The organism is Streptococcus parasanguinis, from assembly GCF_001578955.1.
In the GTDB taxonomy this organism is placed as follows: domain Bacteria; phylum Bacillota; class Bacilli; order Lactobacillales; family Streptococcaceae; genus Streptococcus; species Streptococcus parasanguinis_U.
This window is the reverse complement of the sequence record NZ_KQ969690.1, coordinates 1-15,263: the sequence shown is the minus strand read 5'-3', so window position 1 is coordinate 15,263 and position 15,263 is coordinate 1. Positions and strand designations below refer to the sequence as shown.

The window sequence follows — 15,263 nt, the reverse complement described above, 5'->3', positions numbered from 1 at the left end:
CGACAGCACTTGCTTCGTGCCATAGCTTTTCTAGGTTATAGTGGGCACGCATTTCTTCTGAGAAGACATGGACCACCACACTACCTAAGTCAAGAAGGACCCAACCTCCAGCTGAATCACCTTCGACGTGGCTGGCATTGCCACCAGCTTCAACGACCTTCTCGCGAATATTTTCAGCGATAGCCTCCAATTGGCGGCTGTTCATAGAACTTGCGATGACAAAGTAGTCTGTCACGCTGGTCAAGCTTTGAACATCCAAAGCCACAATGTCTTCCGCACGCTTTTCATCTGCTGCTTTGACAACTAGTTCAAGTAGTTCTTTTTCTTTCATGTAATCCTCTTTCCTTAAAAAATTGATTGGTAATCTAAGACATCCGCAAAACGTTCTGCCCAAATATTTTCATAAAATTCATTAAGCGTTTCTGCCGGAATATCCTCTCCATCAAAGGTTGTGACAGCCCCTTCTGGAATAACCAACTTATAACCGTATTCAAACCCCACTTTGACGGATGTATCGACACAATATTCTGTCTGCATACCACACAGGACCAGTTGTTCAATCCCTTGTTGATCCAAGTATTCTTTTAATCCTGTCTCTTTAAATATGCTATTGTATCGCTTCTGAAATACCTTCTCATCTGCCTGCCTCTTCAGCAGGGGCGATAATTGCCAATCTTCCGAAGTTAAAGCCTCTGGCGTTTCAATATGCTGCATGTAGATGATTTCAACCTGCTGTTTTCTAGCCTGTTCTTGTAAATAAGCAATCTTCTCCAGAAGCTTTTCGGTCTCAAAACCTGTTTCCACTAAGATATTTTGTACATCAATAATGATAAAAGCTGTTTTCACTCACTGCTCCTCTTTCAAATACTTCACAAAGGCGTTATAGGTTTCAAGGGTTTGGGGATAAATCGGCAATCCTTGGTGGGCCAGGTGTTCGACTGTGCGAGCCGTCTCATAGGCCACGGCACGATCCAAGGAGACTTGGGCGATATCACGTGCTTGATCCACTCCCGGGAAGGCCCGGTTGTGCTCAATGTAATCTGCCACATAGACAATCTTGTCTAAGGTTGACATCTGTCCACTCCCCACGGTGTGAATCTCAATACTGCGAAGAATGGCTGGATCTGTCAGTCCGAGGTCTTCTTGGATCTTATAAATCCCGACCATCCCATGCCAGACATTGTTGCCCCAGTTTTTTAATGCTGGATCCAGCTCATAGCGATCGATCAAGTCCAGAAATTCCTGATCTGATAATTTCTTGGCGTAGTCATGTAACAAACCTGCTAGGCCAGCCTGCTCTTCGTCAGCCCCATAGCGTTTGGCCAAGTCACGCGCAGCCTTCTCAACCCCTAAACAGTGAGTTAGCCGCTTTTCTGGCAGGATTTGGCACATTTTTTCAAGCAAGACCTCACGAGAAAAGCCTAGATAGTTTTCATAGGTCATTGATACAATCCTTCTTTCTTGATATAGTCCAAGACTGGTTTTGGCAACATAAAATTCGGCGTCCGGCCTTTGGCCACAAAATCACGCACCATACTAGAGGAGATGTCCATTAGAGGAACATCCACCCAGATCACCGGATAAGAAGTCCCTGCCTTATATCGTGGTCGCTGGACCCCAACAAATTGCACAATCTCCACCAATTCATCGATGCGGTGCCATTTTGGTAAATAATCTACCATATCTGCACCAATAATGAAGTAATAATCTGTGTCTGGATCCCGTTCATTGAGCAAGAGCATGGTGTCGTAGGTATAGGAAATCCCTTTCCGCTCGAGTTCAATCGTCTCGATTTCCAGACCTTCAATGCCTTCAATGGCTAATTCCAGCATCTTAAGGCGATGGTACTCTGCAATCGTCCCCTTGGCATCGACATGCGGTGGCTCATACTCAGGCATCAAGAGCACCTTATCTAACCCTAATTGTTGGCGCACTTGATCCGCAACGACCAAATGGGCATTGTGGACCGGATTGAAATTTCCTCCCAAAATACCAACTTGTTTGCGTTTCTTGTCTTTGATCTCTGGCTCTAACTCTACCTTGGTAAAGGGAGTCAATAGTTCAATTGCCATAGGTTTGCTCTCCTCGATGTCTTAAATTTCTTTTACCTTCGCTGAAATTTTACGATTTTCTTTTTTGCTCGATTGTTTAAATAAGATGAGAATCCGACCAATCTTTTGGACCGTTTCCACACCGATTTCTTCTTCCAAGATTTCTGCGACTTCATGGATATTCTCATCCGTATTTTGAAGAAGAGTCACCTTGATCAATTCGCGCGCATCAAGCGCTTGGCGCACACTGGTTTTGATTTGGTCATTGAGCCCATTTTTCCCAATTTGGATAATGGGTTTGAGGCTGTGGGCTTGGCTGTTGAGGAAAGCCCGTTGTTTAGATGTTAATGTCATATTCTTACTTCCTTTTTTTGATCGTTATTTTCAGTGGTGGGGACGGCCGGAACTAATTTTTCAAAGATCTCATCTTTGAAAAATGGATTTCCTCACCTCAAAATGGAGCCTTGGTCTCCATTTTGCCCTTGCCAATCTCACGATTGACAACTACACCACAGCAATAACGATCTCTTTATGAGCTCACTTCGTGCGCTCTTCAATTCATTCTATTACAAATTTTTAAATAATAGCTTTGCGGGTAACGACGGCGACGCCTTCTGGTGCCCATACGGCTACTTTGGCTTCTCCATTGACGCGGATCCAGCCAAGACCTGAGATAACGAGGTCTGTCTTGTCCTTGATGGTAAACTCATGAGAAACCAAGGGCGGGAATTCTTCTTTTTCCTTGCTGTTAGGTGGAGTTACTAAGCCACCGACATGCTTGTTATAAAAGGCGGTCGCGCCCTCTAGCTTGGTTCGGTGAAGCTTGAGTTCGTTGTCAAAGAAAGCAGTGAAACCTTGCTTTTCCCCCTTAATAAAGTCAAAGCGTCCTAGACCACCCAAAAAGAGGGTTTGCTCTGGATTGAGCTGATAAGTCTTAGGCTTGATTTCCTTTTTAGGGCTGACATACTTGAGATTTTTTGCTGTCAAGTAATGAGCCATCTGGTGGCGATGGATAATCCCTGGTGTATCATAGATGTAGGATCCATCGTCCAGTGGGATTTCGATCTTGTCCAGTGTCGTCCCTGGGAAGCGAGAGGTCGTGATGATATCCTTGTCTCCAGTGATTTCTTGGATGATTGCATTGATGAGGGTCGATTTCCCAACGTTGGTCACACCCACCACATAGACATCACGGCCCTTGCGGTACTGCTCAATCTTTTCCATTAAGTCCTTGATCGCACTCTTGTTTTGAGCAGAGGTGAGGACCACATCGACAGGACGCATGCCTTCTTCGTGGGCCCGCTCCATCAACCAATGGGTCACCTTGCTATCCTTGACAGACTTGGGCAAGATGTCTTTTTTGTTTCCGACCAAGAGAACATCATTTCCTGCTACAAAGCGTGGTAAGCCTGGGATAACAGATCCATTAAAATCAAAAATATCCACTACATTGACCACGAGAGCATCACTATCTCCTACCTCGTGAAGGAGTTTTAGGAAATCATCATCCGTCAGATGCACATCTGTTATTTCATTGTAGTGACGCAGACGGAAACAGCGTTGGCAATAAACTTCGCCTGTTTCCAAACCCTTTTCAAGAGCTGATTGGGGAGTATAGCCTAGCCCCTCTTTGTTTTCTGTCTGAATGGGGGCTCCACAGCCAATACAGAATAATTCTTCCATTCTTAAATTCCTTTTTTATATACAATTGGACCATATTTTTCGGCCATTTGCTTCATGACACGGCGTTCACGCGCCCGGTTGATCTGCGTCTTGATGGAGTCATGCTCAACCAAAGGCTTGACCAAAATCGAACGAATGCCTGCACGATGGGCAGCCCGGATATCGGTCATCAGTTGATCTCCGACCATGACCACTTCATTTTTCTCATAGTGGAAACGTTTGAGGGCACGATCAATCCCAAAAGTAAAGGGCTTGAGCGACCAGGCTTCATAGTCAATATCAAATTTCTCAACAGCGCGCTTGACCCGTTTGGGACTATTATTAGACACCACGATAACCCGAATCCCTCCATCACGAAGGTCATGCAACCACTGGCGCATTTCAGGAGTCCCATCCGGATTATTCCAAGCAATCAAGGTATTATCCAAATCCACAAGGACCGCCTTGATACCCTGTTTTTTCAAGTCTGTAACGGTGAGATCATAGGCTGCTTCCACCGCAAAATCTGGTTTGTAATTTTCGATTGACACGTTTTTCTCCATTTTTTATACTCCTTTCATTGTAGCATAAAAAGGCCCATTTTGCACCCGCTTCACGACTAAAACAGCGACAGACTCCAATCAGGTCGCTTTCACTACTCAAAAAATAGACAAAATCCTTACAAAGTTCCAAAAACATGGTATAGTAGAAGAAAAAGAACTCGGAATTTTTTATGAAACAAACAAGCTTAAAAGAGGTCTCTCCTCTTCTCCAAAAAATCATCAATTGGTCATCCATCATTGGGGCCTTCGCAACCCTTGCATTCTGCATCTGGGCCTACTTTTCTGGCATCCTTCAATCCAAAGAAACCTTGTCAGCTTTTATTCTCCAAGCAGGCATCTTTGGTCCACCTCTCTTTATCTTTCTTCAGATCCTTCAGACAGTGGTCCCTATTATTCCAGGCGCCCTGACATCTGTAGCAGGTGTTTTCATCTACGGTCATATTATCGGGACTATCTACAATTACATCGGCATCGTGATTGGCTGTGCCATTATTTTCCACCTTGCGAGAATGTACGGTCCTAAGTTCGTCCAATCCATGGTCAGTCAGAAAACCTACGACAAGTACATTGGCTGGCTCAATGAAGGCAAGCGGTTCGATCGCTTCTTTATTTTCATGATGATTTGGCCAATTAGTCCTGCCGACTTCATCTGTATGCTTGCAGGTCTGACCAATATGACCTTCAAACGCTACATGACCATCATCATCCTCTGCAAACCCATCACCCTGGTTATCTACACCTACGGCCTAACCTATATCATCGATTATTTCTGGAAAATGGCCTAAAAATAGTTACTTAAACTTTTTCTCTTACAGAATCATACAAAAAAACACGGCATACCGCCGTGTTTCTGTGTTTATTTCACAAGTTTCTTCATCTCATCAATACGTGCGACGGTCGCATCGTACTTCGCTTGGTAGTCGGCTTGTTTGTCGCGTTCTTTTTGGACGACTTCTGGTTTGGCATTGGCTACGAAGCGTTCGTTAGAGAGTTTCTTACCAACCATATCCAGTTCTTTTTGCCATTTGGCTAATTCTTTTTCAAGACGGGCCAATTCTTCTTCAACATTGAGAAGGTCAGCCAGTGGCAAGTAGATTTCTGCACCTGTGATGATGCTTGACATAACCAAGTCAGGTACTTCGACATCTGCTGCAATTTCCAGGTGTTCTGGGTTTGTGAAGCGTTTGATGTAGTTGACATTATCATTGAAGAAGGCATCGAGCTTGCTGTCGCTTGTCTTGATCAAGATAGTGATTGGCTTACTTGGCGCTACGTTCACTTCTGCACGTGAGTTACGAACGGAGCGAATCACATCTTTAAGAGCTTCTACACCAGCTGCTGCTTCCTCGTTTTCAAACTCTGGACGAACCACTGGGTATTCCGCCGTCACGATTGTTCCTTCAGAGATTTGGCCGTAGATTTCTTCAGTTACGAATGGCATAATTGGGTGAAGGAGACGCAAGATTTGGTCCAAAGTGTAAAGAAGAACAGAGCGTGTGATAACTTTTTCGTCTTCGTTATCGCTGTATAGCACTTCCTTAGTCAACTCAACATACCAGTCCGCAAACTCATCCCAGATGAAGTTGTAGAGGATGTGACCAGCCACACCGAATTCAAACTTATCAAAGTTTTCAGTGACTTTTCCAATAGTTTCGTTGAGGTTGTGGAGAATCCAACGGTCTGTCACGTTACCTGATTGACCAGCAGCGACTTTAGCCACATTTTCACGCGCCACCTCCAAGGTCAAACCTTCATTGTTCATGAGGATGTAACGTGAGATGTTCCAAATCTTGTTAATGAAGTTCCATGACGCATCCATTTTCTCGTAAGAGAAACGCACGTCTTGCCCTGGTGCAGAACCGTTTGAAAGGAACCAACGAAGGGCATCGGCACCGTATTTCTCGATAACATCCATTGGGTCAATCCCGTTACCGAGTGACTTAGACATCTTGCGTCCTTGCTCGTCACGAATGAGACCGTGAATCAGGACGTTTTGGAATGGCTGACGGCCAGTGAATTCCAATGATTGGAAAATCATACGAGACACCCAGAAGAAGATGATGTCGTAACCTGTTACCAAGGTTGAAGTTGGGAAGTAACGTTTGAAGTCTTCTGACTCGACATCAGGCCAGCCCATAGTTGAGAATGGCCAAAGAGCTGAACTAAACCAAGTATCCAAGACATCTTCGTCTTGCTTCCATCCGTCACCTTCTGGCGCTTCTTCGCCAACGTACATTTCACCCTCAGCATTGTACCATGCAGGGATTTGATGACCCCACCAGAGCTGACGAGAGATTACCCAGTCGTGGACATTTTCCATCCATTGAAGGAAGGTATCGTTGAAACGAGGTGGGTAGAATTCTACCTTATCATCTGTGTCTTGGTTGGCAATGGCATTCTTAGCCAATTGATCCATCTTGACGAACCATTGCGTAGACAAGCGTGGCTCAACCATAACCCCTGTACGCTCTGAGTGACCAACTGAATGGGTCATCTTCTCAATCTTAACAAGGGCACCGATTTCTTCCAATTTCTTAACAACAGCCTTACGTGCTTCAAAGCGGTCCATACCGTTGAATTCGCCAGCCAATTCATTCATGGTACCATCATCGTTCATAACGTTGACTTGCGGAAGATTATGACGTTGACCAACCAAGAAGTCATTAGGGTCGTGGGCAGGTGTGATCTTCACCACACCGGTACCGAATTCAGGGTCTGCGTGTTCGTCACCAACGATTGGGATTGGCTTGTTCAAGATTGGCAAGATAACATTTTTACCAATCAAGTCTTTATAACGGTCATCATTTGGGTTAACCGCTACGGCAGTATCCCCAAACATAGTCTCAGGACGAGTTGTTGCTACTTCAAGGGCACGTGAACCGTCTTCCAACATGTAGTTCATGTGGTAGAAGGCACCTTCGACATCCTTGTGAATAACCTCGATATCAGAAAGGGCTGTACGGGCTTTTGGATCCCAGTTGATGATAAATTCACCACGGTAGATCCAGCCCTTCTTGTAAAGCTCTACAAAGACCTTACGAACGGCTTTTGACAACCCTTCATCAAGGGTAAAACGCTCACGAGAGTAGTCTACAGAAAGCCCCATCTTGCCCCATTGTTGCTTGATAGTAGTGGCATACTCGTCTTTCCATTCCCAAACTTTATCAAGGAATTTTTCACGACCAAGGTCATAACGAGAGATGCCGTCCTCAGCCAAACGCGCTTCTACTTTAGCTTGAGTAGCAATACCTGCGTGGTCCATACCTGGAAGCCAAAGCGTATCGAAACCTTGCATCCGTTTTTGACGGATGATGATATCTTGCAAAGTTGTATCCCAAGCGTGACCAAGGTGAAGTTTACCAGTTACGTTTGGTGGTGGAATAACGATTGAATAAGGCTTAGCCTTTTTATCGCCAGAAGGCTTGAAAACATCTTCGTCAAGCCATTTTTGGTAACGACCAGCCTCAACCTCGGCTGGATTGTATTTAGGTGAAAGTTCTTTAGACATGTGTGCGTCCTTTCTAGTTATTTCTTTTTAATGTTTATTTTGAGTTTCCCACTCACTCTTCAGCAAGCCGTATCTCAAATCATCACAGCGATTGCCTTGGGCATCTTTACGGTCTCTTATGCGTGCTTCAAGGGTGAAACCAAGCTTCTCAGCAACTCGTTGACTTTGGACATTGTAGCTAAAGCAAGACAATTCTACCTTATGAAGCCCTAGTTCTTTAAAAGCCAGGTCAATCAAGGTACGCGCTGCTTCGGGTACATAACCCCGGCCCCAATAGTCTGGGTGCAAGGTATAGCCAATCTCCAGCACATCGTCTTCGTGGCGATGGTTGAAGTCAACAGAGCCGATGATTGTATCGGTCCCTTTGACCACGATTCCATAGCCTGCTGGAAGATTGTCTTTTTGATTACGCTCAGGAAGGATATGCTCTAGATAATAAATCTCATCTTCCAAGGTCTTAACGGGTGGAAAGCCTGATGGGTAAGAAACTTCTGGGAGACTAGCGTAGGCATAAATATCCTCTACATCCGCCACTGTTCGGACTCGTAAGACCAGACGCTCCGTTTCGATTTTATCTGGCAGTTCAGCTCTTGTCATTCTTCTTCCTCGCTTTCTTCATAAAGCTTCCCATGGGGTCGACTCGATCGTCCAGATAACGATAAACGCGCTGATGGCCGTCCCCCATAAAGTAGGTCGGTGCAAAACGGTCATTTTTAAAATGCCCCTTATCATCTAAGAGCTCTGGATCAGCCAGTCGCTCAAGAATCTTTGCAAAGATATGGCAAATGCCATCTTCCTCTATAATCCGATCTACCTGGCAATCCAATACGACTGGACAGGCCTCCAAAATCGGAGCCTGGGTCCGTTCAGAAATCTCATAGTCCAGCCCTAAGTGATCCAACTTCTCCCGATGGCTGATAAAGCCAGCCTGCTCCATCTCCAGCATAAAGTTTTCATCAGGGATGTTCACAGTGAACTGTTGATAATGCTTAATCTGGTCTGCCGCATTTTCCTCAGCACCAACACCGATGACCAGCCAATCTCCCAGACTATAAGAGGAACTACAGGTTGTGATATTGTGCTCAAAGTTCTGGTCCTGATACCCCAAGATGAAGATAGGAAAACCATAGTAGAGTTTACTGGTGTTAAAAGATTGTTTCATGACAACCTCCTTTGGCTAGGGGTGTAAAAGAAAAATCGTCCCTGTCATTAATCTGACAGGGACGAATGTGTTGATCCGCGGTACCACCCAAATTCGGGCAAAGCCCGCATCTTTAATCTTCTTGTTTCACTTTTATGACGTCGTTAGCTCGTCTTGGCGTACTTCAGTACAGCCTGCAACTCGCCGCCTAGTCCTAAAAGGAAACAAAAAGATTTATATTTCATTTTTTAATTTCATCCATTAGCAACCAGTTTTGACACATTTGTGGACTTCTCAGCACCGCCACTTTCTGTAAAATGTGGGATTCAAAACACCTCTAATAGGTTCATTTTAGCAAGTTTTCCTTGAAATAGCAAGAAATCACAAAAGCGATTATTTAAATTTAACGCCTAGTTCTTGCAATTTCTTGATCGTAGCTGGGCCGATTCCTTTAAGGGCCAACAACTCTTTTTCTGTCCAGTTTGCGAAGTCCGCAACAGAGCGAATACCTTCATCATAGAATGTTTGCGCACGATCAAGTGCCACACCTTCCAAACTTGCAGCAAATTCTTCCACTGAAGAAGCCACTTGTTTCACTTCTTTCGCCACTGCTTTTGTAGCTTTCTCAACCTTTTTAGGTGCTTCTTTCACAGCTGCAGTTACAGTTGCGACAGCTTTTTTCAAAAGATGTCTATTTTGATGTTTGTATTGTTTCGCACGGTTTACGTTCTTCTTTGCCATTTTTCCTCCTAAATTCAGTGATCAATTCCTAAGGCAACAAGGTTTCATCACCATTATTCCATTCAATAATCCGTTGATGTCATTTCAACTTTTTTATTGTAACACAATCCCCTAAAAAATCAAGTCATTGCTCGATTTTCAGGTAAATCTAGCTAGTAAAACGCCTTCAATAATCACCTTCTAGTATTTTCTTTCACCAAAGAGGCCATCTGGTAAATCATGAAATCCTTTTCCAGCATGGAAATTTTCAAACTTCCCTTGCAAAAACTGATACGCATCCAAACGGCTTTCATAGCGAATCATAGCAATTTTAGCTCGCTCATCCTGGTCTTCATCAAAAACCTTCTTACTTTCTTCAAGAGCCATTTCATTGATCATGACTTGAGTCTTGATCCACTCCTCAAACTCCTTCATAAACTCTGTTTCGTAACTCATCTTTACTCCATTCCTCTATAAAAATCCGTATCGATCTCCCGATATGGTTGAATGTCCTGAACATATTCCAAGACACCTTGAAAGTCTCCAGCTTCATCACGCACTGCTGCATAGGTGACATGGACAAATTTCCCACGCGATTCTGATTTGAACCACATTTCGTACTTGTCTTTTTTCCCTTCACGCAGCCCTTGCATAATTGCTTTGACCTTCTCCAAATATTTCGGTGGGTGACACAGCTCAACATTGCGTCCTACCTGCGATGGCGTCCTCTTAAAAATCATTTCTTCAAAAGGCGCAGCATCATTGTAATATTGGAAAATATCCTCCTTATTGACAAAGGTGATCTCCATTGGTAACTGGTTCAAGATTAAATTCGCTTGCTCCACCGATAAAAATCCATGGCCAAAAGCCTGTGGTTGCTTGCGATCGAAGCTCTCTTCTTTTTTCTTAGGTGTGAAGGTAATCGTCAACTGCCCCTCAGGAGTCTCAATGACCTGACGGTGCTCATCTCCTTTTGAAGAAGGAAATGGTTCAGTTGAACCTTCTGACTCTTTCGACGCTTCCTCCTTGAAGTCAACGCGTTTCGGCACCCATTTCTCACTTGGAAGAATAATGGCATAACCATAAGCATCACTTTCTTCTGCAATGGAGAGCCAGTCATCCTGAGTAAAGGCCTCCAGCAAAATCATCAAGAGGATCGACTCTTCCTTGAAGATCATGGCCTCAAACTCTTGCGCAAAGGCTTCAAAGAGCTCTTTGACTTCTAAGATGCCAGAATCCGGCAGTTCCTTGGCAGTGTCCAAAACTTTCGCAAAGAGGTCCCGAATCTGGTCATCTACTCCCCACATCACTTTTGGTGGGGAATCATGCCCATATTTTTCCATAATCGGAAACATCAACTCTTCCTTGCGTCGGTAATGCCGGTCAAATTGACCCACCAAGCCCAGCTGACGTAACAAGCCCTTATGAATCTCCTGAATCATCTCAGGATCCTCGGTTGTCTCATAATTGTCTAGCAAACGACGTACCCGCATCATAGCCGCACGAAGGGCTAGATTCTCCTGTTTAAAGATTTGAACAGGATGGCCCGGGTGGTCAGTATCTGCTACTTCGACCCCTTGAACAGCATTCTTAAAGAGATTGGCATGGACATCACAAAGCTCCATAACATCTTCAAAAGTAACCCCTGCATCTGAATTCATCAGTTCATGCTCCATAAGAGAGATCTCAATCGCAGAAACCCCTGCAAAGGTCGCATCAAACCGTTCCTGAACTGATTCAGGGGAAGCTCCATGATGAAGCTCTAATAAGATATCTCTTAAAACGTGAATTCGTTCATCACTCATTAGTCTAGCCCCACTACTTCATAGCCATTAGCCTCTAGTGTTCGCACAATCTTCTCCATAGGAGTACCTTCTAATTTTGATCCTTGTTTCAAAGAAACCTTGCGCCCAACTGTATTGCGCATGATCGGATTGGCTAAGGGTTTAAAGCCCAACTCCACCAACAAGTCCAATACTTCCGGATGTTGATCAATGACTTGAGCAACTGGAATCGATACATCAATTATATTGTCCATTTATTTATTTCCTCTACTCATTCCCTTTATTCTCTCTCTGACGAACCCGTTCTTCGCCCCACCAAAGAGGCATCAATTCACCTAAAGTAATGGTCTTACGACTTTCATAATCCACCATGAATTCTAGATGACGATTCTCTGCATTTAGCTCAAGGAGAAATTCACGACAGGCCCCACAAGGCATCCCTGAACCTTCTCCATAAGGAGGCTTGTCTCGAAAAGCAATAATGCGCTTGACCTTGGTCTGTCCTGATTGTTGATACATGTTGAAGAGTGCTGCTCGTTCGGCACATAAATGAAAGACGCCACAGGTTCCTTCCATACAAAAGCCCGTAAAAATCTGACCATCTGCAGCCTCAATAGCTGCAACCACATGTCGAGCGTAGACAAAATCTGAAACCTCTTGAGGCGCATAGAGAGCTTTCGCCTCATGATAAAGTTTTTCCCAAATATTCATTCTTCTTCTTTCACTTCTTCACTAATTTCACAACTGCTTCTGTCCTTGCAGTATGGGGGAACATGTCCACTGATTGAATGTATTCAACCTGATAAACCTTCGTCAAAGCCACTAGATCCCGTGCCAAAGTAGAGACATTACAAGAGACATAGACCATCTTTTCAGGTGCATAGTGCAACAAGGTCTCGATTAATTTTGTACCCAAGCCCGTACGAGGTGGATCCACGATCACAGCATTAGCCCGATAGCCTTCTTGGTACCAGCGAGGAATGATCTCTTCTGCTGTACCAGCCTCATAGTGGGTATTCTCAAATCCCATCCGTTTAGCATTGTATTTGGCATCTTCAATCGCTTCAGGAATAATATCCATCCCCCGAACACTTTTCACTCTATTAGCAAAAGCAAACCCAATCGTTCCAACCCCACAATAAGCATCTATCAAGTGATCCTCTGAAGAAACATCTAGAGCCTTAACCGCCTCACTATACAATACTTCGGTTTGTTCCGGATTCAACTGGTAAAAGGCTCGAGGAGAAAGGGAGAATTCGTAATCCAAAACACCTTCCAAAATGGCCTCTTCTCCCCAAATAATCTGCGTTTGTTCCCCATAGATCTCACTGGAACGAGACGTATTTTTATTAACGGCAACTGTGACAATCTCAGGGTGTTTCGTGACCAAGTCTTGCACCAAATTCTTTACGTTAATCTGACGACTGGTGACCACAATGATCTGAACCTGACCAGACTTCCGAGCCCGTCGAACCATCATGGTTCTAACACCCAGTTCTTTACGCTCATCAGCAATCGGAATCTGATAATAGGTCAATAAATCCGCTAGATCATTGGCGATAGCTTGAATGACCGGATCTTGAACCAAACAATCTTTTAATTCAACTAAATAATGTGAATTTTGAGCATAGAGTCCTGCCTTCACCTGGCCCTTGAATTTCCTTGTTTGAAATTGCAATTTTGCCCGATAGTAAAGAGGCTCCTGCATTCCAATTGTCGGCCGAATATCATACTGTTCAAATCCTTCAGGTGAAAACCTCTTCAAGGCCTGTTGCAATAAATCTGTCTTAAATTCCAGCTGCTTGTCATACTTCAAATGCATGATTTGGCAACCACCACAGGTCTCATAGATATCACACATGGGCGTCACCCGAAACTTAGACGCCTTATTCACAGATAGGAGTTTGGCTTCCGCAAAATTTTTCTTGACACTTGTAATTTGACAGAAGATATCTTCTCCCTTCAAAGCGCCTGGCACAAAGACAAGTGTTTTTTTATAAAAGCCAATCCCTTCTCCGTTAATTCCCATTCGTTTAATTTTCAAAGGAATTTTTTGTTTTACTTTAACGTTCATATCCCTATCTTAACACATTTTTCGGTATAATAAAAACATGAAAATTACAAAACTAGAAAAGAAAAAAAGACTCTACCTCCTGGAATTAGACAATGATCAAAAACTTTATATTACAGAAGACACCATCGTCAAATATTTCCTTTCCAAAGATAAGGAAATCAGTGAAGAGGAACTAAAAGAAATCCAAGAGTTTGCTCAATACTCCTATGGTAAAAACCTGGCCCTTTACCATCTTTCTTTTAAAGCTCGGACAACAACAGAAGTCCGAGACTACCTGACAAAATATGAGATTGAAAGTGGCATTATTGATAAAGTGGTCCACCACCTAAAAGAAGACAAGTGGTTAGATGATCGTCAGTATGCAAGAAACCTGATAGAGGCTAACCTTCTCAGTGGCGATAAGGGCCCTCTCTTATTACAACAAAAAATTCAACAAAAAGGGATCTCAAAATCTATCCTTCAAGAAATTCTTGCAGACTATGATTTTTCAGAAGTGATCGACCGTACCGCAATAAAACTCCTAAAAAAATACCAAGGAAAATATCCGTTAAAAGCCATTGAAACGAAAATCATCCAAGCACTCATTTCAAAAGGCTTTGCGTACAACCAAGCTCAAATAGCTTTACAAAATCTCGAACTCGAAACAGATGAAGAAACAACACATGAGCTCATTCTAAAAGAGTTAGAAAAGCAATACCGTAAATACAGTAAAAAATATGAAAGCTATGACCTCAAACAACGCTTGACTCAAGCACTAGCCAGAAAAGGCTACGACTATTCTGATATAAAATCAGCCATCAGGGACTTCTTAGGTGAATAATTCTATCTTAAACAATCAATTTGGAAATATAATAGAAAAATAAGAAAAAATTTGAAAAAATATGATACAATATAGAGGATATACTTAGATTGTAGAAAGTTGGTAAGTTATGAAACTACCTAAAGAAGGCGACTTTATTACAATTCAAAGTTATAAACATGATGGCAGTTTACACCGTACATGGCGTGACACCATGGTATTAAAGATAACCGAAAATGCAATTATTGGAGTAAATGATCATACACTTGTGACTGAAAGTGATGGTAGACGTTGGATCACACGTGAACCAGCGATCGTTTATTTCCATAAAAAATATTGGTTTAACATCATCGCCATGATCCGTGACAATGGTGTGTCTTACTACTGTAACCTAGCAAGTCCTTTTCACATTGACCAAGAAGCCTTAAAATATATTGATTATGATCTCGATGTCAAGGTCTTTACCAATGGTGAAAAAAAATTGTTAGATGTTGAAGAATACGAGCAGCATAAAGAAAAAATGCACTATTCAGATGACATCGATTTTATTTTAAAGGAAAATGTTAAGGTTCTAGTAGATTGGATAAACCAAAACAAAGGTCCCTTTTCTGAGGAATATATCAAAATTTGGTATAACCGTTATGTTGAACTGCGAAATAAATAAAGTTGGAAAGAGCGAAAGCTCTTTTTTCTTGTAATGCAATAAGATAATCACCTACAAAAAAAAGCCTAATGACAATCATTAGACTTTTTCAATACACTATCGGGAAGACAGGATTCGAACCTGCGACACCTTGGTCCCAAACCAAGTACTCTACCAAGCTGAGCTACTTCCCGATCTAAAGCTTTCGCCTTATGCACCCTAGAGGAGTCGAACCTCTAACCGCCTGATTCGTAGTCAGGTACTCTATCCAGTTGAGCTAAGGGTGCTCTTCCTTATTCTATTCTTACATAGTCTCAC

19 protein-coding genes and 2 tRNA genes are annotated in these 15,263 nt (G+C 43.1%); 3 read left to right on the top strand and 18 right to left on the bottom strand.

From position 1 onward, the window contains the following. The 7 genes from rsfS to SPADD19_RS03825 all read right to left on the bottom strand — a co-directional run. Nucleotides 1–331 (bottom strand): ribosome silencing factor (rsfS, locus tag SPADD19_RS03855; RefSeq protein WP_061455280.1); only part of this gene is annotated, 331 nt, incomplete at its 3' end. A 14-nt stretch (nucleotides 332–345) separates the two neighbouring features. Further along, a complete protein-coding gene (locus SPADD19_RS03850; protein ID WP_049472981.1) occupies nucleotides 346–846 on the bottom strand; it encodes a cysteine hydrolase family protein in 501 nt (166 codons plus the stop codon). Next, the gene (gene yqeK, locus SPADD19_RS03845) at nucleotides 847–1,443 is read right to left on the bottom strand and encodes a bis(5'-nucleosyl)-tetraphosphatase (symmetrical) YqeK (protein WP_061455279.1); all 597 of its coding nucleotides are present in this window, start codon (nucleotides 1,441–1,443) and stop codon (nucleotides 847–849) included. Next, on the bottom strand, nucleotides 1,440–2,072 hold the full coding sequence (locus tag SPADD19_RS03840; protein ID WP_061455278.1) for a nicotinate-nucleotide adenylyltransferase: 633 nt from the start codon (nucleotides 2,070–2,072) through the stop codon (nucleotides 1,440–1,442). Before SPADD19_RS03840 ends, yqeK begins: the two co-directional genes overlap by 4 nt. Before the next feature lie 21 nt (nucleotides 2,073–2,093). After that, nucleotides 2,094–2,405, bottom strand: a complete 312-nt coding sequence (gene yhbY, locus SPADD19_RS03835) for a ribosome assembly RNA-binding protein YhbY (protein ID WP_003005853.1) — start codon at nucleotides 2,403–2,405, stop codon at nucleotides 2,094–2,096. A gap of 222 nt (nucleotides 2,406–2,627) precedes the next feature. After that, the gene (gene yqeH, locus SPADD19_RS03830; protein ID WP_061455277.1) at nucleotides 2,628–3,734 is read right to left on the bottom strand and encodes a ribosome biogenesis GTPase YqeH; all 1,107 of its coding nucleotides are present in this window, start codon (nucleotides 3,732–3,734) and stop codon (nucleotides 2,628–2,630) included. Nucleotides 3,735–3,736: 2 nt separating this feature from the next. Next, nucleotides 3,737–4,264, bottom strand: coding sequence for a YqeG family HAD IIIA-type phosphatase (locus SPADD19_RS03825; protein ID WP_118095844.1), 528 nt, complete (start codon nucleotides 4,262–4,264; stop codon nucleotides 3,737–3,739). Between the two features lie 182 nt (nucleotides 4,265–4,446). On the opposite strand from SPADD19_RS03825, the gene SPADD19_RS03820 reads away from it, so the two are divergent. Further along, a complete protein-coding gene (locus tag SPADD19_RS03820) occupies nucleotides 4,447–5,061 on the top strand; it encodes a TVP38/TMEM64 family protein (protein WP_024054803.1) in 615 nt (204 codons plus the stop codon). 71 nt (nucleotides 5,062–5,132) lie between these two features. On the opposite strand, the gene SPADD19_RS03815 is transcribed toward SPADD19_RS03820, so the two are convergent. The 9 genes from SPADD19_RS03815 to rlmD all read right to left on the bottom strand — a co-directional run bounded on the left by SPADD19_RS03815 (nucleotide 5,133) and on the right by rlmD (nucleotide 13,503). After that, nucleotides 5,133–7,784 (bottom strand): valine--tRNA ligase, encoded by a 2,652-nt coding sequence (locus SPADD19_RS03815; RefSeq protein ID WP_049474398.1) that lies wholly within the window; start codon nucleotides 7,782–7,784, stop codon nucleotides 5,133–5,135. Nucleotides 7,785–7,811: 27 nt separating this feature from the next. Then, on the bottom strand, nucleotides 7,812–8,381 hold the full coding sequence (locus SPADD19_RS03810; RefSeq protein ID WP_061455276.1) for a GNAT family N-acetyltransferase: 570 nt from the start codon (nucleotides 8,379–8,381) through the stop codon (nucleotides 7,812–7,814). Beyond that, nucleotides 8,368–8,946, bottom strand: coding sequence for a flavin reductase family protein (locus tag SPADD19_RS03805; protein WP_003014318.1), 579 nt, complete (start codon nucleotides 8,944–8,946; stop codon nucleotides 8,368–8,370). The genes SPADD19_RS03810 and SPADD19_RS03805 overlap by 14 nt, the downstream gene beginning before the upstream one ends. Before the next feature lie 372 nt (nucleotides 8,947–9,318). Next, the gene (locus SPADD19_RS03800) at nucleotides 9,319–9,666 is read right to left on the bottom strand and encodes a helix-hairpin-helix domain-containing protein (RefSeq protein ID WP_061455275.1); all 348 of its coding nucleotides are present in this window, start codon (nucleotides 9,664–9,666) and stop codon (nucleotides 9,319–9,321) included. Between the two features lie 180 nt (nucleotides 9,667–9,846). Beyond that, entirely contained in the window at nucleotides 9,847–10,101 is a 255-nt protein-coding gene (locus tag SPADD19_RS03795; RefSeq protein WP_013903179.1) for a DUF1912 family protein, read from the bottom strand. A 2-nt stretch (nucleotides 10,102–10,103) separates the two neighbouring features. Beyond that, on the bottom strand, nucleotides 10,104–11,450 hold the full coding sequence (locus SPADD19_RS03790) for a DUF438 domain-containing protein (RefSeq protein WP_061455274.1): 1,347 nt from the start codon (nucleotides 11,448–11,450) through the stop codon (nucleotides 10,104–10,106). After that, a complete protein-coding gene (locus SPADD19_RS03785; RefSeq protein ID WP_013903177.1) occupies nucleotides 11,450–11,683 on the bottom strand; it encodes a DUF1858 domain-containing protein in 234 nt (77 codons plus the stop codon). The genes SPADD19_RS03790 and SPADD19_RS03785 overlap by 1 nt, the downstream gene beginning before the upstream one ends. Before the next feature lie 13 nt (nucleotides 11,684–11,696). Further along, nucleotides 11,697–12,140 (bottom strand): cytidine deaminase family protein, encoded by a 444-nt coding sequence (locus SPADD19_RS03780; protein WP_061455273.1) that lies wholly within the window; start codon nucleotides 12,138–12,140, stop codon nucleotides 11,697–11,699. Between the two features lie 10 nt (nucleotides 12,141–12,150). Beyond that, nucleotides 12,151–13,503 carry a 23S rRNA (uracil(1939)-C(5))-methyltransferase RlmD gene (gene rlmD, locus SPADD19_RS03775; RefSeq protein WP_061455272.1) on the bottom strand — a complete coding sequence of 451 codons (1,353 nt, stop codon included), beginning with the start codon at nucleotides 13,501–13,503 and terminating at the stop codon, nucleotides 12,151–12,153. Nucleotides 13,504–13,540: 37 nt separating this feature from the next. On the opposite strand from rlmD, the gene recX reads away from it, so the two are divergent. Both recX and ntdP read left to right on the top strand, forming a co-directional pair. Next, nucleotides 13,541–14,323 carry a recombination regulator RecX gene (gene recX, locus SPADD19_RS03770; protein ID WP_049488943.1) on the top strand — a complete coding sequence of 261 codons (783 nt, stop codon included), beginning with the start codon at nucleotides 13,541–13,543 and terminating at the stop codon, nucleotides 14,321–14,323. A 109-nt stretch (nucleotides 14,324–14,432) separates the two neighbouring features. Then, a complete protein-coding gene (ntdP, locus tag SPADD19_RS03765) occupies nucleotides 14,433–14,966 on the top strand; it encodes a nucleoside tri-diphosphate phosphatase (protein ID WP_003005798.1) in 534 nt (177 codons plus the stop codon). 99 nt (nucleotides 14,967–15,065) lie between these two features. On the opposite strand, the gene SPADD19_RS03760 is transcribed toward ntdP, so the two are convergent. Together SPADD19_RS03760 and SPADD19_RS03755 are read right to left on the bottom strand one after the other, a co-directional pair. Continuing rightward, nucleotides 15,066–15,139 (bottom strand) — tRNA-Pro (locus SPADD19_RS03760). A 19-nt stretch (nucleotides 15,140–15,158) separates the two neighbouring features. Next, nucleotides 15,159–15,232 (bottom strand) — tRNA-Arg (locus tag SPADD19_RS03755). Between the last annotated feature and the right edge of the window lie 31 nt (nucleotides 15,233–15,263).